This window comes from Streptomyces sp. NPDC006551, assembly GCF_040611675.1.
Lineage (GTDB): Bacteria > Actinomycetota > Actinomycetes > Streptomycetales > Streptomycetaceae > Streptomyces.
The window spans coordinates 1-25,604 of sequence record NZ_JBEXOT010000028.1 but is presented as its reverse complement, the minus strand read 5'-3'; the positions used below and the strand labels follow the sequence as shown (position 1 = coordinate 25,604).

Genomic DNA, 25,604 nt, shown 5'->3' with positions numbered 1-25,604 from the left:
AGGGCGACGGCGGAGATCGCCGCCCACTGCGTACGGTTCGGCCGCTTGCGGCTCACTGGCCGATCCCGCCGGTGCAGGCCGCGCCCGGCTCAGGGGTCTGCGGACCCTGCACGTACTTGGTGAAGAAGGCGTCGACGCGCGGGTCGGTCGCGCTGTCCACCGTCACCTGCTTGCCCCAGGCGCTCAGCATGATCGCGCCCGCCTGGTCGTCGACCGGGCTCATCAGCGAGTACGGCGTCTTGCCGACCTTCTCCGCCAGCTTCTTCACCTCGGCCTCGGGGGCCTTCTTGTTGTACGTGACCCACACGGCGCCGTGCTCCAGCGAGTGCACGGCGTTCACCTCGGCGACCGGCGCCTTGTAGACGTCGCCGTCACAGTTCTGCCAGACCTGGTGGTGGTCGCCGCCGACCGGGGGCTTCATCTCGTACGTCACGGCGGTGGTGACGTGGTTGCGGCCGAGCTTCTTGGCGTCCCAGGACTTCTCGTCCTTGATGGGGGCCTTGGCGACGGCCTCCTTCTGTTCCTTCTTCTCGGACTCCTTGTTGAGCACGTAGCCGCCGAAGCCGACGAGGCTGAGGACGACGACGGCGGAGACGCCGATCGTGAGGAAGCGGTTGCGGCGCTCGCGGGCCTGCTCGGCGCGGCGCATCTCCTCTATTCGGGCGCGGCGGTCGGCGGTGGCGGAGCGGTTGGCGGCCATGGTGATGTCGTCCTTCTTCGGTGAGGGGTGTCATGACGTGACGTCGCGTGCGGGATGAGCGGTGAGGCAGACCCGGCCGCTACGTCCGCAGAACTTGAAGGACGTGCAGGTCCGGCGCGCGGGGCCGCGCGTCGGAGCGGGGCGCCGGGCCGGTGTGGTGCGGCGTGTCGAGGCGCGGGAGCCGGCCCTCCGCCTGGGGCGGGGGGTCGAGCGGCGGCGCGGTGAGCACCGCCGGGCTGAGCGAGGGGAAGAGGGAGCAGTCGCCGCGGTCGTACGGGCAGACGTATTCCTCGGCTTCCTCGGCCACGAGGGCGAGCGTCATCCGTGGCTCGGCGGGACGGTGCGCCGCGGCGTCGGTGGTGCCCGCGCAGACGAAGAGCGCGGCGAGCAGCGTCGCCACGGCACTCACCAGTGCCATGGGACGCGCGTGCTGCGACAGGCGTGTGCGCCGCGGGGCCCCCATGGGCGCAGATCGTAGTGGGAGATGGCGTCGGATGGGCCGAACGGGGTACCGATCGGTTCCGGCCGAGGGCGAGCGGAGGGCGAGCCGAGGGGAACAGGCGCCCGGAATCGGCCCGTCCCCCGTTACCTGTGTCACAGCCGAGCAGGCACTATGGGTGTGCAACGTGCGCGAAACCAAGTGGTGGGATGCTCAGGTGCCCTCCGATGTGCCCGAGGCGGTGGGAACAGGCGGCCTGACCAGCAACGATGGGTAGGAACGTAAACATGGACAAGCAGCAGGAATTCGTGCTCCGGACGCTCGAGGAGCGTGACATCCGGTTCGTGCGGCTGTGGTTCACCGACGTGCTCGGCTTCCTGAAGTCGGTGGCGGTGGCGCCCGCCGAGCTTGAGCAGGCGTTCGACGAGGGCATCGGCTTCGACGGCTCCGCCATCGAGGGCTTCGCCCGCGTCTACGAATCGGACATGATCGCCAAGCCGGATCCGAGCACCTTCCAGATCCTGCCGTGGCGCGCCGAGGCCCCGGGCACGGCGCGGATGTTCTGCGACATCCTCATGCCCGACGGCTCGCCGTCCTTCGCCGACCCGCGTTTCGTCCTCAAGCGCATCCTCGCCAAGACCTCGGACCTGGGGTTCACCTTCTACACCCATCCCGAGATCGAGTTCTTCCTCCTGAAGGACAAGCCGCTCGACGGCACGAAGCCGACACCGGCCGACAACTCCGGCTACTTCGACCACACCCCGCAGAACGTCGGCATGGACTTCCGCCGCCAGGCGATCACCATGCTGGAGTCGATGGGCATCTCGGTGGAGTTCTCCCACCACGAGGGCGCCCCGGGCCAGCAGGAGATCGACCTGCGCTACGCCGACGCGCTGTCCACGGCCGACAACATCATGACCTTCCGCCTGGTCATGAAGCAGGTCGCGCTGGAGCAGGGCGTGCAGGCGACGTTCATGCCGAAGCCGTTCTCGGAGTACCCGGGCTCGGGCATGCACACCCACCTCTCCCTCTTCGAGGGCGACCGGAACGCCTTCTACGAGTCCGGCGCGGAGTACCAGCTCTCCAAGGTGGGACGGTCCTTCATCGCCGGCCTGCTCAAGCACGCCGCAGAGATCTCGGCCGTCACCAACCAGTGGGTCAACTCCTACAAGCGCATCTGGGGCGGCTCGGCCCGCAGCGCGGGCGCGGGCGGCGAGGCCCCTTCGTACATCTGCTGGGGCCACAACAACCGCTCGGCCCTGATCCGCGTGCCGATGTACAAGCCGGGCAAGACGGGCTCCTCCCGCGTCGAGGTCCGCTCCATCGACTCGGGCGCCAACCCCTACCTGACCTACGCGGTCCTCCTCGCGGCGGGCCTCAAGGGCATCGAGGAGGGCTACGAACTCCCGGCCGGCGCCGACGACGACGTCTGGGCCCTCTCGGACGCGGAGCGCCGCGCGATGGGCATCGAGCCGCTGCCGCAGAACCTGGGCGAGGCGATCGCCCTGATGGAGAAGAGCGAGCTGGTCGCGGAGACGCTGGGCGAGCACGTCTTCGACTTCTTCCTGCGCAACAAGAAGCAGGAGTGGGAGGAGTACCGCTCCGAGGTCACGGCCTTCGAGCTGCGCAAGAACCTGCCGGTGCTGTAACCGCAGGTCAGAAGTAGCACAACCCTGACGCGAGGGTTTGGGCCGACGGCGGACTGCCGGCGGCCCAGCCCCGTTCCGGTCGCCCCGGGCCGTCTGTGGGCCGTCCGACGTCGCGGGAGGCCCTGTGTACGCCCTCGACGGCCCGCCGAGCGCGCCTCCGCAGGTTCCCGCGGAGCTATTCGAATCTGCCCGCGCCGGACGTCGGAGGGGCCCGTCCCGCCGACTGCCGCGCCACCGGCGGCGTTCGCAACTCGCCCTCGGCCGGCACGTCCTCCACCCGCGCCGGATCGGCATGGACCGCTGGGAGGCCCTGCCCTTAGCCTGACCGTGGTTCGAAGATCAACGTGTCGGGCGGGTCTCCGGAACGCCGCTCGCAGGGGGGTATGCCATGCACGGTAGGGGGAGCGCGTGATGTCAGGCAGAGCAGGGCTCATGAAGGCGCTGGTGGTGATCGGGCTCGTGCTGGGGGTGATCGGGTCCATCACCGCCTGGTTCCTGTCGTTCGAGGGCTATCTGCCTGGCGACGCCATGGTGCGGACCTGGGCCACCGCGAAAGACCGGCCCAGCGACAATAAGGCCAACGACAGTTGGGTCGTCGGGGACGTCGCCGTCCGCGGCCGGTTCGATGCGGTGACCGGCTTCGGCATCGCCGACGGGCAGGACGGGAAGAAGCTCTGGGAGTTCGTACCGCCCGGCCGCGCCCAGATCTGCGGAAGCGCGCCTCGCGCGGACGAGGGGGTCCTCCTCGTCGCGTACGGCACGGAGAACCGTGCCACCAGCGACGGGAGCGGCAAGCCCGCCGCGCCGGGCAAGGGCAAGGGCTGCTCGACCGTCCTCGCCTTCGACACGAAGGACGGGCGAGAGCTGTGGAGCGTCCCGCGGACCGTCTCGGACGGCCGCTTCCCCGGGGACGAGTTTTTGGAAGCGGGGGGCGGCCTGGCCCTGGTCGAACACGAGCGGACCGAGCAGGAGGCGCGGACGCCGGGTGGCAACCGTTCCCTGCGCGCCCTCGACCTCCGCACAGGCAAGGCCCGTTGGACGGCGGCCGTTCCCGGCACGTGCGGGGTGTGGGACACGTTCGTGGGCAAGGAACAGGTCCACGCCGTCCTGGCCTGCGGCGGGGAGGACGCGGACGACCCGAACTCCGACAGCGGCGAGGATGTCGAGCTGATGGCGGCGGCCTTCGATCGCGGCACCGGCGCCCTGAAGTGGAACGTTCCCATCGATGCCCGTCGCCCCGTGTCGACGGACTCCAGCGTGGTCATCGAGTCGGCCGACCCCTTGGTGCTGAGGGTCGTACGGTCCTCGAACAGTAACTCGGGCGAGGCGACGGGCACGTTCGTCTCCTTCGGCCAGGACGGGCGCCCTCGGCTGGGCATCGAGCTCAGCGGCGACTACGGCCAGATCGACGCGGCGGAGGTCGTCGGCGAGCGGATGTACGCGCTGGCATGGACCTATTCCAAGGGACGGCACTACCGGCTGATCGCCTTCGACCTGAAGACCGGCGAAGAGGTGTGGAACAACGAGTTGGACGAGCCCGCCGCCGGGCTGGCCGTGCGGGGCGACCGGGTCACCGTGCTGTGCGAGTGGTCGACCCAGGCCAGCGCCATCACCGAGCTGCTCGTGTACGACGCCGGCAACGGTGAGGAACTCGACGAGCGTCATTTCCGTGAGGAAGCGCCCAGCGGCTACTTCTTCGAGCACGACGGGCGGATCATCGTCGCCGGGGCGGCCGGCGACCATGCCTTCACCGCGTTCGAGCGCTGGTGAGCCGACGGCTGTTTTCCTGCGGCAAGGCAGGCCGCCAGCCGAGGCGCGGGTAGTCGACCTCGAAGAGGACGACTACCGCTGAACTACAGCTGCCCGGCCGATCATGTGACTACTCCCTTCCCGGGTCGTTGCTGTGGGCATGGGGCGGGTGATCTGACGGATGCCGAGTGGGAACGGCTGCGGCCGTTCCTGCCGGTCAGCAACGGCCGTTGTGGCCGGTGGCGGGACCACCGGCAGGTGATCGACGGGATTTCTGCACCGGGTCCGGACCGGGGTGCAGTGGCGTGATCTGCCCGAACGGTTCGGACCTTGGAAGACCGTGTACGAACGGCACCGTCTGTGGTCGGCCGACGGCACCTGGGATCGTCTGCTCCAGCAGGTCCAGGCCGCAGCGGATGCGGCGGGTGAGATCGACTGGGACATCTCGGTCGACTCCACCATCGTCCGCGCGCATCAGCATGCGGCCGGCGCCCGCACCGATCCGCCTCCGGCCCCGGGTTCAAAGGGGGCCGCAGGGGTGAAACATCAGGACGAGACGCCGTGGCAGAGCCCGGTCGCCCGCCTGGTGGAGGTGGTGCGGGAGGTGAGGGCCTGGGCCGCTCGCGCGGCGGGTTCACCAGCAAGCTCCACCTGAGCGCGGACGGCCGATGCCGCCCGCTGTCCCTGATCGTCACGCCAGGGCAGCAGGCGGACTGCACCCAGTTCAAGCCCGTGCTGGAGAAGATCCGCGTCCCCCGCACCGGACTGGGCCGCCCCCGCAAGAAGCCCGACAGCCTCGCCGTGGACAAGGCCTACAGCAACGGGCCCTGCCGCGATTACCTGCGGCGCCGGGGCATCCGGCACACCATTCCGGAGACCGACAGTCAGGCCGCCCGCCTGCGCAAAGGCTCACGCGGCGGACGCCCACCAGGCTTCGACGAAGAGCGGTACAAGAAGCGGAACACCGTCGAACGGGTCATCAACAGGCTCAAGCACGCCCGAGCAGTGGCCACGCGGTACGACAAGCGCGGCTACGTCTTCCTCGGCACCGCGACCGCAGCCGCCCTCATCTGGCTCCGAACATGATCGGCCGGACCAGCCCTAGGGCCAAGGCACCTCACTGCGTTGGCCGTTGATAGCCGGAATGCGACATCACCCGTGAAGGGCAAGGGTGCAGTCGCAGATCTGCCAGCCACCTCTCGATGAGACCTGCTGAGCTGATCACGAAACGCGCTGCCTTTCACAGGACGGAACGCCATGCCGGCAACCACCGCAGCTTCAGTCAACGGCAAACTCTTACCCCCTCGGTCCCCGCTGATGGGGTGGCTGGCCGTGGTCTCGGTGATGCTGGGGATCTTCGCCATCGTCACCACAGAGATCCTGCCGATCGGTCTGCTGACCTCGATCGGATCCAGTTTCACCGTCTCGGACGGGATGGCTGGACTGGTGATGACCATGCCGGGCCTTCTGGCGGCGATCGCCGCTCCACTGGTCACCGTGGCCACGGCACGCTTCGATCGCCGACTGATGCTGTGCGTCTTCATGCTCTTGCTGGCACTGGCGAACTTTCTTGCCGCCGCGGCACCCGACTACTGGCTCGTACTGACCTCCCGGATCATGGTCGGGATCACGATTGGCGGCTTCTGGTCGATCGGAGCCGGGTTGGCGGAACGACTGGTGCCGCCGGCCTCGGTCGGCAGGGCAACTGCTGTGATCTTCTCTGCCGTCCCGCTGGGATCCGTCCTCGGCGTGCCGGCGGGCACGCTCATCGGAGATCTCGCTGGATGGCGAACGGCCTTCACCGTCATGGGAGCTCTGACGGTCGGCGTACTGATCATGCTGCTCTTGTTCGTCCCACCGCTGCCTCCGGTCCGGGCCACACGGCTGGGCGTCCTGGGCGGCATGCTCCGCAGCGTCGACACTCGCTTCGCACTCCTGCTGACGTTCCTTGTTGTGCTGGCTCACTTCGGCACCTACACCTACGTGACACCATTTTTGGAACAGGTCACCCACGCCAGCGGTGGTCTGATCACTGCATTCTTGCTGCTCTATGGTGCCGCTGGCATCCTCGGCAACTTCCTGGGCGGCGCCTGGGTGGCCCGGTATCCGCGGAGCGTCTTCGGGCTCGCGGCCGCCCTGATCGCCACGGTGACTCTCCTGCTTCCAGCGTTGGGCCGCTGGGAGACCGGCGCAGTGATGCTGCTGATCGTGTGGGGCATCGCGTATGGCGCCGTACCAGTCGCGTCGCAGACCTGGTTCTCCAAGGCGGCACCGCACGCTCCGGAAGCGGCATCGGTCTTGTTCACGGCTTCTTTTCAGGCAACGATCTCGATTGGTGCACTCGTAGGGGGAGTCATCCTGGACCGCACCTCTCCGTCCGCGGTCATGCTGCTAGGCGGTTGCACCGCAGTGCTTATGGTCCTGGCAGTGGGGGCACGCCTCGTCGGGCCGGACTGCAACGAGCGGTCCTGAACACATAGAGATTCGCCCACAGGCTTCAGTCGAACACTTAGCGCATGGCCGTCGACCTGGCTCCCGCTCGGTCAGCCACTGACCACTTGGCTCATTGTGTTAGCCGTTGTAAGTGACCAGCCGGGCAGACGCGCGGGTCGTCAGGCTCTTCACCTGCATCGAGCGGGTGGCTGAGTTGACTGCGGTCTATCCGTGGACGCCAGGTGGACCATCGGGCTTTGAGGAGCCCCTGACCTGCTGGAATGCGTGCGATGCACGCGCCCTCCGGAGTCGTGTGTCGTTTGTGCTTCCGGCCGCGTCGCTTCGTGGGCCGCAGGCTGCCGGGGGCCGGGCCGTCTGCGGGCCGTCCGAGAGCCGCCACAGGCCGCCGATGCCCACCACTGGTCACCGGTTGGGCAGCGCTCTCACCTGCAGCTCTCTGGATCGTTCCAAGTGGCGGGGCGCGGACTCACTTCCTGCGCAACAAGAAGCAGGAGTGGGAGGAGTACCGCTCCGAGGTCACGGCCTTCGAGCTGCGGAAGAACCCTCCGGTGCTGTAAGCGCGTTCGAGGGGCTACGGCCCACCGGAACGACGGCCCGGCACAGCGGATGACGTCCGCTGTGCCGGGTTCCTCGTTGACGGGTGCCCCGGCCGGTTCGAGACTGCTGCGGTGAAGATCGACGACGGCCCCGTGCCCCTGTCCACCGAGCGGCTCCTGCTGCATCCGCTCACCGTCGGCGAGGCGCAGCGGATCGTCGCGCAGGTGCCCGGTGGGGAGGACCGGTGGGGGGACGGGTATCCGACCGGGGCCGATGTCGCCGGGGCGCGGGGGTTCCTCAACGGGTGGGCCCTGCGCGGGAGTCCGGGGCCGTTCGGGGCGTACGAGATACGGCGGCGGGCCGACGGGGTCGCCGTCGGGGGGATCGGGTTCCACGGGCCGCCGGACGCGGAGCGCTGGGTGACCGTCGGGTACGGGCTCGTGCCGAGCGTACGCGGACTGGGGTACGCCACCGAGGCGCTCCGGGCGTTGCTCGCATGCGCGCGGGCCCAGGGGGCCGCCGGGGCCAAGGGCGACGCCGACCTCGCCAACGTCGCCTCGCAACGGGTGATGGAGGCGGCCGGGATGCGGTACGCGGGGGAGGACGAGCGGGTCAGGTACTACCGGGTGGAGTTCCCCCCGACGGCCTGACCGCCGCGTCCGAGTCCGGGCCCGCCCCGCGCCGGTGTCGTCCCGTGTCAGCGCCCCGCGTCCGCGCCTCGCGCCCCGCGCCGCGTCCGAGTCCGGGCCCGCCCCGCGCCCGTGTCCGTCCCGTGTCAGCGCCCCGCGCCCCGCGTCCGCACCCGCACCCCGCGCCCCGCATCCGCGCCTCGCGCCCCGCGCCCGCGCCCGTGTGCCTCAGCGTTCCGACAGCTCCGACGGGGCCTCCTGGACCACCCAGCCGTTGCCGTCCGGGTCCTCGAAGGACATGAACGAGTTCCAGGTGTCGCCCTTGCCGTCCTCCCAGCCCGACGCGCCGACGTGGCGGATCGGGGTGACGTCCACACCCCGGTCGACCAGTTCCCGGCGGGCCGCCTCGATGTCCGTCACGCAGAGCTGGAGGCCGTGGAGGGAGCCCGGCGTCATCTCCTTCGTACCCGGCATCGTCGGCATGCCGCTGAGCATCGCGATCGAACAGCGCGAGCCGGGCGGGGTCGCCTGGATGATCCGCATCCCCGGCGCCACCTCGTCGTCGAGATCGATCTTGAAGCCGCACTTGTCGCCGTAGAACTTCTTCGCCCGGTCCAGGTCGGTGACAGGCACGGGAACGACTTCGAGTGTCCAGTTCATGGAGGTTCTCCTCAGAAACGCCAGCGGGTCTGGCCGAACGGCTCGCCCTTGGCGAAGCCGAAGGCCGTTCGGGGCGCGACGGCGAACACCAGGGCGAGTCCACCGTCGCCCACGAAGGCGCCGTCGCGCACGTCGAAACGCCAATCCGGGCCGTACTTGTCGACATAGGCGCCGGCCAGGGCGCGCAGCCGCGCCTCGTCCGTCACCCGGACGGCCTCGCCCTCGATCACGACGTCGAAGCCCTCGGAGAGGGTGTTCGTGCCGGTGGTGAGGGCCACCCGCGCGTTGGCCGACAGGTTGCGGGCCTTGCGTTCGTCCGGTCCGGTGCAGAAGTGCAGCGCCCCCTCCGACCAGACCGCGATCAGCGGCGTGACGTGCGGGCGGCCGTCCGGGCGGACCGAGGTCAGCCAGAAGACCTCCGCCCCGGTGAGCCGGGCGACGGCCTCCGACCAGGCGGCGGCCCGCGCCTCCGGGGCGCTGTAGCGGGGGTCCAGTGAAGTCTCGGTGGGCATGGCGGGGGGCATGGCGCGGTCCTTTCGACGAGTGCCGTCACCAGGGCAGACCGCGCCCGGGCCACGAACTCATCGGTCCTCCGGTCCTGGGGCGACCCCGCTCCGCGCTCCGGATAGGCTCGAATCCTTGAACGGCGGAGGGAGCGGCGGAATGACGGTGCCGGGACGCAGGAGCAGTATCTTCACGCGACTGCTGCGGCACGGGTTCACCGATCCGTCCGGCGCCGAGCGGCTGCTCGACGTTCCCGAGCTCGCCGCCCTGCGCGGCGACTCCGTGCTGCTCGACGCGCTCGGCGCCACCGCCGACCCCGACCTGGCGCTGCGCGGGCTGGTCCGCCTGGTCGAGGCGCAGCCCGAGGAGGAGCGCCAGACCCTCACCTCCACGCTGCTGTCCGCCAAGCCGTTCCGCGACCGGCTCCTCGGCGTGCTCGGCGCCTCGGAGGCGCTCGGCGACCACCTGGCCCGCCACCCCCGTGACTGGCACGCGCTGGTCACGTACGAGGCGGCCGATCTGCACCCGGGCGTCGCCGAGTTCGAGCGCGGCCTCGCCGACGCCACCGACCCCGTCTCCCTGCGGGTCTCCTACCGCCGCTGCCTCCTCGCGATCGCCGCCCGGGACGTCTGCGGCACCACCGACGTCGCCCAGACCGCCGCCGAGCTGGCCGACCTCGCCACCGCGACGCTGCGCGCCGCCCTCGCCCTCGCCCGGACCGCCGCCCCCGAGGACGCGGCGCGCTGCCGGCTCGCCGTCATCGCGATGGGCAAGTGCGGCGGCCACGAGCTCAACTACGTCTCCGACGTGGACGTGATCTTCGTCGGCGAGCCCGTCGAGGGCACGTCCGGCACGGAGGAGGCGAAGGCGCTCCAGGCCGCGACCCGCCTGGCCTCCCACCTCATGCGGATCTGTTCCGAGGCCACCGTCGAGGGCACCATCTGGCCCGTCGACGCCAACCTCCGCCCGGAGGGCCGCAACGGACCCCTCGTGCGCACCCTCTCCTCCCACCTCGCCTACTACCAGCGCTGGGCCAAGACCTGGGAGTTCCAGGCCCTGTTGAAGGCCCGTCCCGTGGCGGGCGATCCGGAGCTCGGCGCCGACTACATCGAAGCCGTCTCCCCGCTCGTCTGGCAGGCCGCCGAGCGCGAGAACTTCGTCCCCGACGTGCAGAAGATGCGCCGCCGCGTCGTCGAGAACATCCCGGCCGCCCAGGTGGAACGCGAGCTGAAGCTCGGCCCCGGCGGCTTGCGCGACGTCGAATTCGCCGTTCAGCTGCTGCAGTTGGTGCACGGCCGCAGCGACGCCACCCTGCGCGGCGGCAGCACCCTGGACGCCCTGAAGTCGCTCGCCGCCGGCGGCTACGTCGGCCGCGCCGACGCGGCGCAGCTCGACGCGGCCTACCGCTTCCTGCGCGCCATGGAGCACCGCATCCAGCTCCACCGGCTGCGCCGCACCCATCTCGTACCCGAGGACGAGACGGATCTGCGCCGTCTCGGGCGCTCGCTCGGACTGCGCACCGACCCGGTCGCGGAGCTGAACCGGGAATGGAAGCGGCACGCCGCCGTCGTCCGCCGGCTGCACGAGAAGATCTTCTACCGGCCGCTGCTCGACGCGGTCGCCCAGCTCACCCCCGGCGAGACCCGGCTCAGCCCCAAGGCCGCCGGCCAGCGGCTCGAAGCGCTCGGTTACGCCGATCCCGTGGCCGCCCTGCGCCACCTGGAGGCGCTCGCCTCCGGCGTCACCCGCAAGGCGGCGATCCAGCGTACGCTGCTGCCGGTCCTGCTCGGCTGGTTCGCGGACTCCGCCGACCCGGACGCCGGGCTCCTCGGTTTCCGCAAGGTCTCCGACGCGCTCGGCAAGACGCCCTGGTACCTCCGGCTGCTGCGCGACGAGGGCGCGGCGGCCGAGAACCTCGCCCGGGTGCTCTCCGCCGGGCGGCTCGCCCCCGACCTGCTGCTGCGCGCCCCCGAGGCGGTGGCCATCCTCGGCGACCCGGAGGGGCTGACACCGCGCGGCCGCGACCACCTCGACCAGGAGGTGCTGGCGGCCGTCGGCCGCGCCGACAGCGCCGAGCAGGCGGTCGCGGCGGCCCGTGGCGTACGCCGCCGCGAGCTGTTCCGCACGGCAGCGGCCGATCTCATCGGCTCGTACGGTACGGAGGACAGCCCGCGCGAGCACGACCCGGGCGCGCTGGTCGACCGGGTCGGTCAGGCGGTGACCGACCTCAACGCGGCGACGATCGCGGGGGCGCTGCGCGCCGCGGTGCGCGCCGAGTGGGGGGACCGGCTGCCGACGCGGTTCGCGGTCATCGGCATGGGCCGCTTCGGTGGGCACGAGCTCGGGTACGGCTCCGACGCCGATGTCCTGTTCGTGCACGAGCCGCGCGAGGGCGTGCCCGAGCACGAGGCGGCGCGGGCCGCGAACCGGGTCGTCACGGAGATGCGCAGGCTTCTCCAACTCCCGACCGCCGACCCGCCGTTGCTGATCGACGCCGATCTTCGTCCGGAGGGCAAGAGCGGTCCGCTGGTCCGTACGCTGAAGTCGTACGAGGCCTACTACCGCCGCTGGTCCCTCGTCTGGGAGAGCCAGGCCCTGCTGCGCGCCGAACCGATGGCGGGCGACCCGGAGCTGGGGAAGCGTTTCATCGAGCTGATCGATCCGCTGCGCTATCCGGCGGAGGGTCTCGGCGAGGACGCGGTGCGCGAGATCCGCCGCCTCAAGGCCCGGATGGAGACCGAGCGTCTGCCGCGCGGAGCGGATCCGACGCTCCACGCGAAGCTGGGCCGGGGCGGACTGAGCGACGTCGAATGGACGGTCCAGCTGCTCCAGATGCGCCACGGCTGGGCCGAGCCCGGTCTGCGCACCACCCGGACCCGCGAGGCCCTGGCGGCCGCCCGGGCGGCGGAGCTGATCCCGACGGACGAGGCGCAGATCCTGGACGAGGCGTGGGTGCTGGCGAGCCGCGTCCGGAACGCCGTGATGCTGGTCCGCGGCCGGCCCGGGGACACCTTCCCGTCGGACGGCCGCGAACTGGCGGCGGTGGGGCGCTACCTCGGCTACGGCCCCGGGCACGTCGGCGAGATGGTCGACGACTACCGCCGGATCACGCGACGGGCCAGGGCCGTGGTCGAGGAGCTGTTCTACGGAGCCTGACCCGCGGACCCCCTGGCAGCCGCGCTCCGTCGTGGGCCGGGCGACACGCGCCGGCATCCCGCAGGGGCCTGTCCGGCCAGGACCGCAGGACTGGACACATCGGCTCTGCCGGGCGAGGCCTTACGGACACATCCCCCGGCAGTGCGCCAGGAACGCCTCGAGCGCCAGCTCGAACGCCGCGTTCGCGCGCTCCGAGGCCACCGCCGCCAGGGCCTCGGCCAGGCGCGGCGTGGCCGTGTCGTCGGGCAGCTCCCACATGCTCTGCGGGGCCGCCAGGTCGAGCGCCGAGCCGAGGACGAGGTTCTCCAGGGCCACGATCACGGTCATGACGTCGGCGTTCGTGAATCCGGCGGTCAGCAGGCGGCCGACGGCGCGCTCGTACTGGGCGAGGACCTTCGGGGCGCGGACCGGTGAGGTCATCAGCATCGGGATGACCCGGGGGTGGGCCGCGAAGGCCGAGCGGTAGGAGCGCGCCCATGCGGCCATCGCCGCGTCCCACGGCTCCAGGTCGAGCGTCCCGCCGTCGATCGCGTCGCAGACCCGCTCACGCATCAGCTCGACGACCCCGCTCCGGCCGTCCACGTGGTGATACAGCGACCCGGTCTGCACCCCGAGCGCCCTGGCGATCTGCGGGACGCTGAAATCCCCCTGCTCGTCGACGAGTTGGAGCGCCGTCGTGGTGATGCGCTCCCGGTCAAGCAAGGGTGTCCGCGGCCGTCCCATGTTCCCGCTCTCTCGGTGAGGTCTTCCCGTAGGTCGTCTCGGAGGCTACATTGCCGCAACCGAAAGCCTTTAGGTTTTTGGTCACGCAGCCTCCTTCCCCGCCGTAGCAGAAGGGCTCCCCCTTCCATGCCCGCACCCACCTCCCCCGACAAGCCCGAGGGGCTGAGAACCGGCACGCTCTCCACCGCCGACATCTCCTTCTTCGTCATCTCCGCCGCCGCCCCGCTCACCGTGATGGCCGGTGTCGCCCCCATCGCCATCGTCCTCGGCGGCATCGGCGCCCCCGCCGGCTATCTCCTCGCCGGCATCACCCTCGCGGTCTTCGCCGTCGGATTCACCACGATGACCCGCCACGTCAAGAGCGGCGGCGCCTTCTACGCGTACATCACCCGGGGCCTCGGCAAACCCGTCGGCATCGCCGCCGCCCTCCTCGCCATGCTCGGCTACAACGGAATGGAGATCGGCGTCTACGGCCTGCTCGGCACCGCCACCGCCGACACCGCCCACGCCCTGTGGGGCATCGATATCCCCTGGCTCCCCGTCTCGATCGCCGGGCTGGTGCTCATCTGGTACGGCGGCTTCCGCTCGATCGACTTCGGCGCCAAGGTCCTCGGCGTCCTGCTCGTGGCCGAGACCGGGATCCTCGTCCTGCTCGCCGGCGGCGTGCTGCTCGAAGGCGGCGCGGACGGACTCTCGCTCGCCTCCTTCACCCCCGGCAACGTCCTGGTCCCCGGCAGCGCGGCCGTCCTCGCCTTCGCGTTCACCGCCTTCACCGGCTTCGAGTCGACCGTGATCTACCGGCGCGAGGCCCGGAACCCCGCCCGCACCATTCCGCGCGCGACCTACATCGCCGTCTGCTTCCTGGGCCTCTTCTACGCCTTCATCGTCTGGACCGTCATCCAGGCCTTCGGCGACGACAAGGTCGTCGAGGCCGCCGCGGGCGACACCGGCGGGCTCTTCTTCGCCGCGATCACCACCTACGTCGGCGGCTGGGCCGCGGACCTGATGCACGTCTTCATCGTCACCAGCGTCCTCGCCTCCCTCCTCGCCTTCCACAACGCGATCAACCGCTACGGCCTCGCGCTCGCCGAGGAGGGCGTGCTGCCGCAGGTCCTCGGCAGGGTCCACCCCCGCCACCGCTCCCCGTACGTCGCGGGCATCGCGCAGACCGTCCTCGGCCTGGCCGTCGTCCTCGGCTTCGCGGCCGCCGACGCCGATCCGTACACCCAGCTCCTGCTCTGGGTGAACACCCCCGGCGGCATCGGTCTCATGGCCCTCCAGCTCCTCGCCGCCCTCGCCGTCCCGCTCTACTTCCGCCGCGTCCGCCACGACGAAGGCCTCCTGCGCACCGTCGTCGCCCCGGTCGTCGCGGCCGTCCTGCTCACCGGGGCGATCGCCCTGGTCGTCTCCAAGATCGACGTGTTCACCGGGGCCTCCGCCACCGTCAACACGGTCCTCGTCGCGCTCGTCCCCGGCGTCTTCCTCCTCGGGCTGCTCCTGGCCTACCGGCTGCGCCGCACCCGCCCCGAGGTCTACGCGAACTTCGCCGCCGAACCCGCGGAACCCGCTTCCGACCCCACCGCCGAGCAAGGAGAAGAACCGTCGTGTCCGCACCCGACCTCGTCCTCGTCAACGCCCGAGTCCGCACCCCCGAACTCACCGGCCACACCGCTGTCGCCGTCCGCGACGGACTGATCACCGCCGTCGGCGACGACACCGACGCCCGCGACTGGAGCGGCCCCGGCACCGAGACGATCGACCTGGCGGGAGCCACCCTCACCCCCGGCCTCACCGACGCGCACAGCCACCCCGTGTGGGGCCTGGAGATGTTCACCGGCACGGACCTCTCCACCGTCCGCGACCTCGACGAGCTGCGGTCCGTGCTCGCCGGCGCCGAGCGCCGGGACGGCTGGGTGATCGGCGTCGGCCTCGACCACAACGTCTTCGGCGGTCGCCCGATCCACTACGACCTCATCGAGGACGTCCTCGGCGGCGCCCCCGCCCACCTGCGGCTCTACGACGGGCACTCCACCCTCGTCAGCGCCACGGCGCTCGAGGCCGCCGGCATCGACGGGCCCCGCGGTTTCGCCCAGCGCTCCGAGGTCGTCTGCGACGCCGAGGGGCGGCCCACCGGCCATCTGGTCGAGCACGCCGCCATGGATCTGATGACGCCGCTGCTGCCCGCCCAGCCCTACGCCGAGCGGCGCGACCGGCTCGTCGGGCTGCTGAGCTCCATGGCCGCCACCGGTCTGACCGGCGCCCACGTCATGGACCTCGGCGGACACGACGTCCCCGGGCTGCTGGCCGCCCTGGAGGAGGACGGCGACCTGCCGCTCCGGCTGCGGCTCGCACCCTGGTGCATGCCCGGCGCCGACCGGGAGGAGCTGGAGGACCTGGTACGGCTCCAGAAGCGGGCCGGGCGCCTGTGGCGGGTCGGCGGCGTGAAGTTCTTCATGGACGGCACCGTCGAGGGCGGCACCGCCTGGCTGGAGCACGCCGACTGCCACGGCCAGGGCACGGACGCCTTCTGGCCCGACCCGGCCGCCTACTCCGCCGCCGTACGCCACCTCCACGAGGCCGGGGTCGGTACCGCGACGCACGCCATCGGGGACGCGGCCGTCCGCCACGTCCTCGACACCGTGGAAACCCTCGGCCCCGGTGGCCCCCGGCACCGCGTCGAGCACATCGAGACCGTGCCCGACGATCAGCTCGGCCGGTTCGCGGCGCTCGGCGTGGTGGCCTCGATGCAGCCCCCGCACACCGCGTACACCCGCGCCGACCGCAGTGACGAGTGGTCGAAGCGGCTCGGGGAGGAGCGGGCCGGCCGCGCCTGGCGCTGCCGGGACCTGCGGGACGCCGGAGCGTACCTCGCGCTCGGCTCCGACTGGCCCATCGCCCACTACGACGCCCGTCAGATCCTCGCCACCGCCCAGGCCCCGCGCGGCGCGGCGTCGGCGCGGCACGGGCTGACCGGTCTCATGGCCTTGGAGGGCCTGACCACGCACGCGGCGGTCGCGGCCGGGGAGGAGGCGTTCGCCGGGCGGATCGCGCCGGGCTACCGGGCGGATCTCACCGCGTTCACCGTGGACCCGGTGACGGCCCCGGCCGACGAGACAGAGCAGGCGCCCGTCCGGCTCACCGTGGCCGGAGGTCGCGTCACCTTCCGGAGCTGACCGGGGCCTGGTCGGGATCCTGGGCGGAGCTCGCCGCGGCGCCCTGCCGCGCGGGCTCCGCGTCCAGGTCGCGGTGAGTCGCGTCCAGGTCGCGGTCGGTCGCGTCCGCCGCGGGCACTCCGCCACGCGCCACCGGCTCCGACGGCCCGACCAGGCGGGGCAGCCGCTGCGGCAGCGAGCCGTACCAGACGTACGAGACGGTGAAGCCGAAGGCCAGGCAGATCATGCCGCCCACGGCGTCCAGCCAGAAGTGGTTGGCCGTGGCCACGATGACGACCAGCGTCACCGTCGGGTAGAGCAGCCCCAGGATGCGCGCCCACGGCGCCTTGGCCAGGGCGAAGATGGTCAGACCGCACCAGAGCGACCAGCCGATGTGCATCGACGGCATCGCCGCGTACTGGTTGGACATGTGCTTGAGGTTGCCGGAGGCCATCGAGCCCCAGGTGTGGTGCACCAGGACGGTGTCGATGAAGCTCTGGCCGTTCATCAACCGGGGCGGCGCGAGCGGATACAGGTAGTAACCGACCAGGGCCACACCGGTGGTGGCGAACAGGACCGTGCGGAAACCGGCGTAACGGCCCGGCTGCCATCGGTACAGCCACACCAGCACACCGATCGTCACGACGAAGTGCAGCGTGGCGTAGTAGTAGTTCATCGAGACGATCAGCCATGTCACCGAGTTCACGGCATGGTTGACGGTCTGCTCGAAAGCGAGGCCGAGCGACTGCTCGGCCTGCCAGATCCAGTCGGCGTTCCGCAGCGCCTGGGCCTTCTGTTCCGGCACCGCGTTGCGAATGAGCGAGTACGTCCAGTAACTGACCGCGATGAGCAGGATCTCGAACCAGATCCGCGGGCGTCGTGGCGCGCGAGCGCGCAGACGGGCGAACCTGCCGTCGGCCACGATGGGTGACGGGGTGGCCGCCGTCCGGCGTTCCAAACTCTTCACGGTCGTTTCACCCATAGGGAGAGAGTCTGCCAGATCCACGCCCCTCGACCGATCATCCTCCGGTCGGGCGAGCGGCGCATGTGCTCCGCCCCGAGGATGAGGGGGAGCGCGCTGGGATCAGGGGTTCCTCGGGGTCGGGGCGGAAGCGGTTGAACCGCGAACCACCAGTTCGGGCATGAAGACGAACTCACTGTGCGGGGCGGGGGTCCCCCCGACCTCTTCGAGCAGTGCGCGGACCGCAGCCTGCCCCATCGCCTGCACGGGCTGGCGGATGGTGGTCAGCGGCGGATCGGTGAACGCTATGAGCGGCGAGTCGTCGAAGCCGACCACCGAGACGTCCTTGGGTACGCGCAGCCCCCGCTGCCGGGCGGCGCGGATGGCGCCCAGCGCCATCATGTCGCTGGCGCAGACGACGGCGGTGCAGCCGGCGGAGATCAGGGCGCCCGCGGCGGCCTGACCGCCCTCCAGGGTGTAGAGGGAGTGCTGGATCAGTTCCTCGGACTCCTCGGCGGAGAGGCCGAGCCGGTCCCGCATGCCGAGCTGGAACCCCTCGATCTTGCGCAGCACCGGCACGAACCGCTTGGGCCCGACCGCGAGGCCGATCCGGGTGTGTCCGAGCGAGGCCAGATGCGTCACGGCCAGCTGCATCGCGGCCCGGTCGTCGGGCGAGACGAAGGGGGCCTGGACCTTGGGGGAGAAGCCGTTGATCAGGACGTACGGGACACCCTTGCCGCGCAGCTGGTCGTAGCGCGTCATGTCGGCGGTGGTGTCGGCGTGCAGTCCCGAGACGAAGATGATGCCGGAGACCCCGCGCTCGACCAGCATGTCGGTGAGCTCGTCCTCGGTGGACCCGCCGGGGGTCTGGGTGGCGAGGACGGGGGTGTAGCCCTGCCGGGTCAGGGCCTGCCCGATGACCTGCGCGAGCGCGGGGAAGATCGGGTTGTCCAGTTCGGGGGTTATCAGCCCCACGAGTCCGGCGCTGCGCTGACGCAGCCGCACGGGACGCTCGTATCCGAGGACGTCGAGTGCGGCAAGCACGGATTCACGGGTGGCCGCGGCCACACCGGGCTTGCCGTTGAGCACGCGGCTGACTGTGGCTTCACTGACCCCCGCCTGGGCTGCGATGTCGGCAAGCCGCGCGGTCATGGGATTGGACTGTACCGGTCGCACGTCAGATTGCCCACCAGACGCAGGACTCGGCGGGAACCCGGACCGTGCGCGCCTGGGGCCCGGTGGTGGCGACCGGTGTCAACTCGCGAGTGGGGGAGGGGAGTACGGGATCGGCTTCGGCGCCCGCTCCGGTCCCGTCGACCCCGGCGCTGCTCAGCAGGAGCGAGGCGGGGACGGTCTCGGCCGGGGACTCGGCCAGGGTCTCCTTCACGGCGATGTCGGCGGAGCGGGCCGTCGTGTTCAGGGCCACCAGCACGTCACCGCCGGCCGAGCGGCGCCGGAAGGCCAGGACGCCGTCGGGAGCCTCCAGCCACTCCACCGCGTCGCCCGCGCCGAGCGCGGGGTGCTCACGGCGCAGCCGGAGGGCCGCGCGGTACAGCTCCAGGGTGGAGCCGGGGTCGCCGCTCTGGGCCGCGACGCTCAGGGGGGCCCAGTCGGGAGGCTGGGGGAGCCAGGAGCCGGCCGGGCCGAAACCGAAGGAGGGGCCCTCGGCCGTCCACGGCAGCGGGACCCGGCAGCCGTCGCGCAGCCCGTCCTGGCCCTCCCCGCGCAGGAACGCCGGATCCTGCCGGAGCCGGTCCGGGAGGTCGGTGACCTCCGGCAGGCCCAGCTCCTCGCCCTGGTAGAGGTAGACGGAGCCGGGCAGCCCCAGCATCAGCAGCGCCGCCGCGCGGCCCCGCCGCAGGCCCGTGACCGGGTCGCCCGCGCCGTACCGCGTGGTGTGCCGGACCACGTCGTGATTGGAGAGCACCCAGGTCGTGGGCGCGCCGACCGAGGCCGTGGCCCGCAACGACTCCTCGACGACCGACCGCAGCGCCGTCGCGTCCCAGGGGCAGTTGAGGAACTGGAAGTTGAACGCCTGGTGCAGTTCGTCCGGGCGTACGTAGAGGGCGAGCCGTTCGGGGCTCGGTGCCCACGCCTCGGCGACCCCGATGCGATCGGGGCCGTACGACTCCAGAAGGCGCCGCCACCCGCGGTGGATCTCGTGGACCCCGTCCTGGTCGAAGAAGGGCAGCCGCTGGGTGCCGATCAGCCTCGCCTGCCGGCCGTGCCCGATGTCGGGCAGGCCCTCCGCCTTGACCATGCCGTGGGCGACGTCGATCCGGAAACCGTCCACGCCCAGGTCCAGCCAGAAGCGGAAGACGGAGTCGAACTCGGCCCGCACCTCCGCGTTCTCCCAGTTGAGGTCCGGCTGCTCGGGTGCGAAGAGGTGCAGGTACCAGGACCCGTCCGCGACCCTCGTCCACGCGGGGCCGCCGAACACCGACTCCCAGTCGTTGGGCGGCTCGGCGCCGTCCACGCCGCGGCCCGGCCGGAAGATGTAGCGGTCCCGCTCCGGGCCCGCCCCGGCCCGCGCCGCCGTGAACCAGGGGTGCCGCTCCGAGGTGTGGTTCGGGACGATGTCCACGATGACCCTCAGGCCCAGTTCGTGCGCGGTCCGCACCAGGTCGTCGGCGTCCGCCAGATCCCCGAAGATCGGGTCGACCGCGCGGTAGTCCGCCACGTCGTAGCCGCCGTCCGCCTGCGGGGAGGCGTAGAACGGCGTGAGCCACACCGCGTCCGCGCCCAGCCGGGCCAGATGCGGCAACCGCTCGCGGGCCCCGCGCAGATCGCCGATCCCGTCGCCGTCGCTGTCCGCGAAGGAGCGGACGTACACCTGGTAGATGACGGCATCCCGCCACCATTCGGAACGGCGGTCGCCTTGTTCGCAAGGGCTTGCAAGGTCCGACAGCGTCGACGGTGAGGTGAGCTCGTGGGCCATGTGGGGTGTCCCTCTCGCGTGTTCCAGGGCCGAGGATCGTACGGGTGTCGTCCTGACAACGAGGTCAGGCCGGTCATGAAACGGTCCTGCAAGGAATGCCGAAAAGGCTTGCAGGGTGCTGAGGGCTCCGCAAGAGTGCCTCTCTCCGCACTGTCAACCGATCCGGCGGCAACCTTCGGGACACGCGGATGTAACGATCCCCCGTCCTTGCAGAAATTTCTCGCAAGGTCTTTCGGCTCGTTTTCATCCCTGTTACGTTCCTGGCAACCCGGCGCGCCGCGAGGGAGCGGTCGCATGAGGAAGGTCTTCGCCCCTCGTTCATCCGGGATCGTTTGAAGGAGTTCACATGCGGCGTGGCATAGCGGCCACCGCGCTGGTCGCTGCCCTGGGCGTGACCCTGGCGGCGTGCGGAAGCGACGACGGCGGCACCGGCACCCCGAAGGGCTCGGGCGAGCTCTCCGGCACCGTCACCTGGTGGGACACGTCGAACGTCGGCAGCGAGGACAAGGTCTTCAAGAAGCTGGCCGAGGGCTTCACCAAGAAGCACCCGAAGGTCTCCGTCAAGTACGTCAACGTGCCGTTCGGCGAGGCGCAGAACAAGTTCAAGAACGCCGCCCAGTCCGGCTCCGGCGCCCCCGACGTCATCCGCTCCGAGGTCGCCTGGACCCCCGAGTTCGCGGACCTGGGCTACCTCGCCCCGCTCGACGGAACCGCCGCCCTGAAGAACGAGGGCGACTTCCTGGAGCAGGCCGCCGCCTCCACCAAGTACAACGGCAAGACCTACGCCGTTCCGCAGGTCATCGACTCCATGGGCATCTTCTACAACAAGAAGATCTTCAAGGACGCCGGTGTCGAGGCGCCGAAGACCATCGACGAGCTGAAGACCGTCGCCACCAAGATCAAGGAGAAGACCGGCAAGACCGGTCTCTACCTCCGCGGTGACGACGCCTACTGGTTCCTCTCCTTCCTCTACGGCGAGGGCGGTGACATGGTCAACGCCGAGCAGAAGAAGGTCACCATCGACGGTGCCGCCGGCGTGAAGGCCATGAAGGTCGTCAAGGACCTGGTCGACTCCAAGGCCGCCATCACCGACGCCAGCAACGGCTGGGACAACATGCAGGCCGCCTTCAAGGACGGCAAGGTGGCGATGATGATCAACGGCCCGTGGGCCGTGACCGACACCTACGCCGGCAAGGAGTTCGCCGACAAGGCGAACCTCGGCATCGCCCCCGTCCCGGCCGGCTCCGCCGGTCAGGGCGCCCCGCAGGGCGGTCACAACCTCGCCGTCTACGCCGGCTCCAAGAACCTCGAGGCGTCGTACGCCTTCGCCGAGTACATGACCTCCGTCGAGGCGCAGACCACCGCCGCCAAGGAGCTCAGCCTGCTCCCGACCCGCGAGTCGGTCTACATCAAGCCCGAGGTCGCGAGCAACGAGATGATCGGCTTCTTCAAGCCGGTCGTCGAGAAGGCCGTCGAGCGCCCCTGGGTCCCCGAGGGCGGCAGCCTCTTCGCCCCCCTGCAGGTCGAGTACACCAAGGTCCTCACCGGCCAGACCAGCCCGGAGCAGGGAGCCAAGGCGACGGGTGACGCCTACCGCAAGCTCCTGAAGGACTGGAAGTAACAAGGAAGGCAGGCCGGCTGATGGCTGTGGACACCAGCAGCCAGTCGGTGGCGAAGGCCGCGGGCGACAGCGTCGCCCGCGGCCGGAGCCGCGGTACTGGCACCCCCGAGGGGAAGCTCCGGCGCTCCCTCTCCACCCACTGGTACGCCTGGGCGATGGTCGCCCCGGTGACCGTGGTGATCGGCGTGATCATCGGATATCCGCTGTTCCGGGGTATCTACCTCTCCCTCACCGACGCGAACGAGCGGAACGTCGCCCGGAGCATCGGCGTCAACGAGATCCCGGCCACCTACGAATTCGTCGGCCTGGACAACTACGCCGACGCGCTCACCGGCAGCCAGTTCCTCGGCACGCTCGGCTGGACGCTGGTGTGGACGGTGTCCTGCGTGTCGGTGACCTTCGTCCTCGGCCTCGGCCTCGCCAACATGCTCAACCGCAGGATCGCCGGCCGCTCCGTCTACCGGATGCTGCTGATCCTGCCCTGGGCCGTGCCCGGCTTCGTCTCCGTCTTCGCCTGGCGCTTCCTCTACGACGAGCGCCGCGGCATGCTCAACCAGATCCTGGCGGGCGGCGGCCTCGACGCCCTGCCGTGGCTCAACGACCCGACCTGGGCCAAGTTCTCGGTCATCGCCGTCAACGTCTGGCTCGGCGTCCCCTTCATGATGGTCGCCCTGCTCGGCGGCCTGCAGTCCATCCCCGGTGAGCTCTACGAGGCCGCCGAGATGGACGGCGCGAACGCCTGGCAGCGCTTCCGCCACATCACCCTGCCCGGCCTGCGCTCGGTGTCCACCACCGTGATCCTGCTGAGCACCATCTGGACCTTCAACATGTTCCCGGTGATCTTCCTGCTCACCCGGGGCGGGCCCGGCGAGGCCACCCAGATCCTCGTCACCCAGGCGTACAAGTTCTCCTTCGAGATCAGCCCGCGCGACTTCGCCCAGTCGTCCACCTGGGGCGTACTGATCCTGGTCCTCCTGATGATCTTCGCCGCGGTCTACCGGCGAGTCCTCCGCAAGCAGGGAGAAGTCTGGTGACCACCGACGCACTCAACGGGACCGGCGACTCCCCGCTCCGCGGACGCCGTTCGCCGCTCGCCTCGATCGGGCTGCACGCCACCCTGGCCGTGGCCTCCGTGATCGCCGTCTTCCCGGTGCTGTGGGTCTTCCTGACCTCCATCAAGCCGGCGAAGTACGCCACCACCACGGACTTCTTCAAAGAGACGACGTTCGCGAACTACACCGACCTGCTGGAGAACACCGAGTTCCTCAGCTGGTTCGGCAACTCGCTGCTCGTCGCCGGCCTGACCACGCTCCTCGGCGTCTTCATCTCCTCCACCACCGGCTACGCCATCAGCCGCTTCCGCTTCCCCGGCAAGCGCGGACTGATGTGGACGCTGCTGATCACCCAGATGTTCCCGGTCGCCGTCCTGATCGTGCCGATCTACAACATCATGTCGTCGATGGGGCTGCTCAACCAGCCGGCCGGCCTGGTCATCACGTACCTCACCATCGCCGTGCCGTTCTGCGCCTGGATGATGAAGGGCTTCTTCGACACCATCCCGCGGGAGATCGACGAGTCGGGCCAGGTCGACGGACTCACCCCGTTCGGCACCTTCTGGCGGCTGATCCTGCCGCTCGCCAAGCCGGGCATCGCCGTGACCGCGTTCTACTCCTTCATCACCGCCTGGGGCGAGGTCGCCTACGCCTCCGCCTTCATGGTCGGCGACGAGAACCTCACCCTGGCCGGCGGACTGCAGAAGTTCGTCAACCAGTACGGCGCCCAGTGGGGCCCGATGACCGCGGCCTCCGTGCTCATCGCCATCCCGGCGGCGCTGGTCTTCCTCGTCGCCCAGCGGCACCTCGTGACCGGCATGTCCGCCGGCGCCGTCAAGGGCTGAGCGCCCACGTGGCGGCCCACCCGCCCGTACATGTACGCAACTCCTTACCTCCCAGGGAAGTCATGACCCAGCACCTCGCTGCCCCCGCCGCCGCCCCGACCACCGGCACGCACACGGGCTGGTGGAGAGACGCGGTGATCTACCAGGTCTATCCGCGCAGCTTCGCCGACGGAAACGGCGACGGCATGGGCGACCTGGAGGGCATACGCAGCCGGCTGCCGTACCTGAGGGAGCTCGGCGTCGACGCCGTCTGGCTCTCCCCCTTCTACGCCTCTCCGCAGGCCGACGCCGGTTACGACGTCGCCGACTACCGGGCCATCGACCCGATGTTCGGCAGCCTCCTCGACGCCGACGCGCTGATCCGCGAGGCGCACGAGCTGGGCCTGCGGATCATCGTCGACCTGGTCCCCAACCACTCCTCCGACCAGCACGAGTGGTTCCAGCGCGCCCTGCGCGAGGGCCCCGGATCACCGCTGCGCGAGCGCTACCACTTCCGCGTCGGCAAGGGCGCGGACGGCGAACTGCCGCCCAACGACTGGGAGTCCATCTTCGGCGGTCCGGCGTGGACGCGGGTCACCGAGCCGGACGGCACGCCGGGGGAGTGGTACCTGCACCTCTTCGCGCCCGAGCAGCCGGACTTCAACTGGGAACACCCGGCGGTCCGCGACGAGTTCCGTTCCATCCTGCGCTTCTGGCTCGACATGGGCGTCGACGGCTTCCGCGTCGACGTCGCCCACGGCCTGGTCAAGGCCGAGGGCCTGCCCGACATCGGCGCCCATGACCAGCTCAAGCTGCTCGGCAACGACGTCATGCCCTTCTTCGACCAGGACGGCGTCCACGAGATCTACCGCTCCTGGCGGCAGGTGCTCAGCGAGTACGACGGCGAGCGCGTCCTCGTCGCCGAGGCGTGGACCCCCACCGTCGAGCGCACCGCGAACTACGTGCGCCCCGACGAGATGCACCAGGCGTTCAACTTCCAGTACCTCGGCACCCATTGGGACGCGGCCGAGCTGCGCCGGGTCATCGACGCCTCGCTCTCCGCGATGCGCCCGGTCGGCGCCCCCACCACCTGGGTGCTGTCCAACCACGACGTGACCCGGCACGCGACCCGGTTCGCCAACCCGGCGGGCCTCGGCACCCAGCTGCGCGAGCCCGGCGACCGCGAACTCGGGCTGCGCCGGGCACGGGCCGCGACCCTGCTGATGCTGGCGCTGCCCGGCTCTGCCTACGTCTACCAGGGCGAGGAGCTCGGCCTGCCGGACGTCACCGACCTGCCCGACGAGGTCCGCCAGGACCCTTCGTTCTTCCGGGCCACCGGGCAGGACGGCTTCCGCGACGGCTGCCGGGTACCCATCCCCTGGACCGTCGAGGGTCCTTCGTACGGCTTCGGCAGCGGCGGCAGCTGGCTGCCGCAGCCGGCCACCTGGGGCGGGCTCAGCGTCGAGGCCCAGGCCGGGGACCCCGGCTCCACCCTGGAGCTGTACCGCAGCGCGCTCGCCGTGCGCCGCGAACAGCCCGGACTCGGTGCGGGCGAGGGTGTCGAGTGGATGGAGGCGCCCGAGGGCGTCCTCGCCTTCCGCCGCGACGGCTTCGTCTGCACCGCCAATACCACCGGCCGGGCCATCTCCGTCCCGCTGCCCGGCCGGTTCCTGCTCGCCAACGAGCCTGTCTCCCACGGGGAAGGCGTCGTGGAGCTGCCCGCCGACACCACCGTCTGGTGGGCGGTGTGACGATCCCCCTGCCGCGGGGGGGGGGGGCCGGCGGACCCCCCCCGCCGCGCCAAGCGCCCCCCCCGGGGGCGCCCGACGGGCACCTAAGATGGCAGGTACAAAGGA

19 protein-coding genes and 1 pseudogene are annotated in these 25,604 nt (G+C 70.8%); 12 read left to right on the top strand and 8 right to left on the bottom strand.

What is annotated here, in order from left to right; genetic code table 11:
- Positions 1 to 52: 52 nt before the first annotated feature.
- Together ABZY12_RS23210 and ABZY12_RS23205 are read right to left on the bottom strand one after the other, a co-directional pair.
- Complete coding sequence (locus ABZY12_RS23210) at positions 53 to 700, bottom strand: DUF3105 domain-containing protein (RefSeq protein WP_356893277.1); 648 nt, start codon at positions 698 to 700, stop codon at positions 53 to 55.
- Positions 701 to 779: 79 nt separating this feature from the next.
- Entirely contained in the window at positions 780 to 1,118 is a 339-nt protein-coding gene (locus ABZY12_RS23205) for a hypothetical protein (protein ID WP_356893275.1), read from the bottom strand.
- A gap of 308 nt (positions 1,119 to 1,426) precedes the next feature.
- Between ABZY12_RS23205 and ABZY12_RS23200 the strand changes: the two genes are divergently transcribed.
- The 5 genes and pseudogenes from ABZY12_RS23200 (at position 1,427) to ABZY12_RS23180 (ending at position 8,178) form a co-directional block, all read left to right on the top strand.
- Positions 1,427 to 2,788 carry a glutamine synthetase family protein gene (locus tag ABZY12_RS23200; protein ID WP_352188302.1) on the top strand — a complete coding sequence of 454 codons (1,362 nt, stop codon included), beginning with the start codon at positions 1,427 to 1,429 and terminating at the stop codon, positions 2,786 to 2,788.
- 411 nt (positions 2,789 to 3,199) lie between these two features.
- Positions 3,200 to 4,558: a PQQ-binding-like beta-propeller repeat protein gene (locus tag ABZY12_RS23195; RefSeq protein ID WP_356893273.1), complete on the top strand. Its 1,359-nt coding sequence runs from the start codon at positions 3,200 to 3,202 to the stop codon at positions 4,556 to 4,558.
- 105 nt (positions 4,559 to 4,663) lie between these two features.
- Positions 4,664 to 5,623, top strand: a pseudogene (locus ABZY12_RS23190) (IS5 family transposase).
- Between the two features lie 231 nt (positions 5,624 to 5,854).
- Entirely contained in the window at positions 5,855 to 7,009 is a 1,155-nt protein-coding gene (locus ABZY12_RS23185) for an MFS transporter (protein ID WP_356893396.1), read from the top strand.
- A gap of 650 nt (positions 7,010 to 7,659) precedes the next feature.
- The gene (locus tag ABZY12_RS23180) at positions 7,660 to 8,178 is read left to right on the top strand and encodes a GNAT family N-acetyltransferase (RefSeq protein ID WP_356893271.1); all 519 of its coding nucleotides are present in this window, start codon (positions 7,660 to 7,662) and stop codon (positions 8,176 to 8,178) included.
- A 207-nt stretch (positions 8,179 to 8,385) separates the two neighbouring features.
- Here ABZY12_RS23180 and ABZY12_RS23175 read toward each other — a convergent pair whose 3' ends face one another.
- Complete coding sequence (locus ABZY12_RS23175) at positions 8,386 to 8,817, bottom strand: VOC family protein (RefSeq protein ID WP_356893269.1); 432 nt, start codon at positions 8,815 to 8,817, stop codon at positions 8,386 to 8,388.
- Positions 8,818 to 8,828: 11 nt separating this feature from the next.
- Positions 8,829 to 9,341, bottom strand: coding sequence for a pyridoxamine 5'-phosphate oxidase family protein (locus ABZY12_RS23170; protein WP_356893267.1), 513 nt, complete (start codon positions 9,339 to 9,341; stop codon positions 8,829 to 8,831).
- A 139-nt stretch (positions 9,342 to 9,480) separates the two neighbouring features.
- Here ABZY12_RS23170 and ABZY12_RS23165 point away from each other — a divergent pair, with 139 nt between their 5' ends.
- Positions 9,481 to 12,477 (top strand): bifunctional [glutamine synthetase] adenylyltransferase/[glutamine synthetase]-adenylyl-L-tyrosine phosphorylase, encoded by a 2,997-nt coding sequence (locus tag ABZY12_RS23165; protein ID WP_356893265.1) that lies wholly within the window; start codon positions 9,481 to 9,483, stop codon positions 12,475 to 12,477.
- Between the two features lie 120 nt (positions 12,478 to 12,597).
- Here the strand turns inward: ABZY12_RS23165 and ABZY12_RS23160 are convergent, their stop codons facing one another.
- Positions 12,598 to 13,200: a TetR/AcrR family transcriptional regulator C-terminal domain-containing protein gene (locus ABZY12_RS23160; RefSeq protein ID WP_356893263.1), complete on the bottom strand. Its 603-nt coding sequence runs from the start codon at positions 13,198 to 13,200 to the stop codon at positions 12,598 to 12,600.
- A gap of 126 nt (positions 13,201 to 13,326) precedes the next feature.
- On the opposite strand from ABZY12_RS23160, the gene ABZY12_RS23155 reads away from it, so the two are divergent.
- Both ABZY12_RS23155 and ABZY12_RS23150 read left to right on the top strand, forming a co-directional pair.
- Entirely contained in the window at positions 13,327 to 14,895 is a 1,569-nt protein-coding gene (locus ABZY12_RS23155) for an APC family permease (protein ID WP_356893261.1), read from the top strand.
- Entirely contained in the window at positions 14,805 to 16,373 is a 1,569-nt protein-coding gene (locus tag ABZY12_RS23150; RefSeq protein WP_356893259.1) for an amidohydrolase, read from the top strand. The genes ABZY12_RS23155 and ABZY12_RS23150 overlap by 91 nt, the downstream gene beginning before the upstream one ends.
- On the opposite strand, the gene ABZY12_RS23145 is transcribed toward ABZY12_RS23150, so the two are convergent.
- The 3 genes from ABZY12_RS23145 to ABZY12_RS23135 form a co-directional block, all read right to left on the bottom strand.
- The gene (locus tag ABZY12_RS23145; protein ID WP_356893257.1) at positions 16,357 to 17,334 is read right to left on the bottom strand and encodes a phosphatase PAP2 family protein; all 978 of its coding nucleotides are present in this window, start codon (positions 17,332 to 17,334) and stop codon (positions 16,357 to 16,359) included. The genes ABZY12_RS23150 and ABZY12_RS23145 overlap by 17 nt on opposite strands.
- Positions 17,335 to 17,436: 102 nt before the next feature.
- Complete coding sequence (locus ABZY12_RS23140) at positions 17,437 to 18,465, bottom strand: LacI family DNA-binding transcriptional regulator (RefSeq protein ID WP_356893255.1); 1,029 nt, start codon at positions 18,463 to 18,465, stop codon at positions 17,437 to 17,439.
- Positions 18,466 to 18,490: 25 nt separating this feature from the next.
- Positions 18,491 to 20,251, bottom strand: coding sequence for an alpha-amylase family glycosyl hydrolase (locus ABZY12_RS23135; RefSeq protein WP_356893253.1), 1,761 nt, complete (start codon positions 20,249 to 20,251; stop codon positions 18,491 to 18,493).
- Positions 20,252 to 20,597: 346 nt separating this feature from the next.
- Here ABZY12_RS23135 and ABZY12_RS23130 point away from each other — a divergent pair, with 346 nt between their 5' ends.
- The 4 genes from ABZY12_RS23130 (at position 20,598) to ABZY12_RS23115 (ending at position 25,499) form a co-directional block, all read left to right on the top strand.
- A complete protein-coding gene (locus ABZY12_RS23130; protein ID WP_356893251.1) occupies positions 20,598 to 21,872 on the top strand; it encodes an extracellular solute-binding protein in 1,275 nt (424 codons plus the stop codon).
- Between the two features lie 20 nt (positions 21,873 to 21,892).
- Positions 21,893 to 22,906, top strand: a complete 1,014-nt coding sequence (locus ABZY12_RS23125) for a sugar ABC transporter permease (RefSeq protein WP_356893249.1) — start codon at positions 21,893 to 21,895, stop codon at positions 22,904 to 22,906.
- Positions 22,900 to 23,769, top strand: coding sequence for a carbohydrate ABC transporter permease (locus ABZY12_RS23120; RefSeq protein ID WP_356893394.1), 870 nt, complete (start codon positions 22,900 to 22,902; stop codon positions 23,767 to 23,769). Before ABZY12_RS23125 ends, ABZY12_RS23120 begins: the two co-directional genes overlap by 7 nt.
- A 62-nt stretch (positions 23,770 to 23,831) precedes the next feature.
- A complete protein-coding gene (locus ABZY12_RS23115) occupies positions 23,832 to 25,499 on the top strand; it encodes a glycoside hydrolase family 13 protein (RefSeq protein ID WP_356893247.1) in 1,668 nt (555 codons plus the stop codon).
- The last annotated feature ends 105 nt before the right edge of the window (positions 25,500 to 25,604 follow it).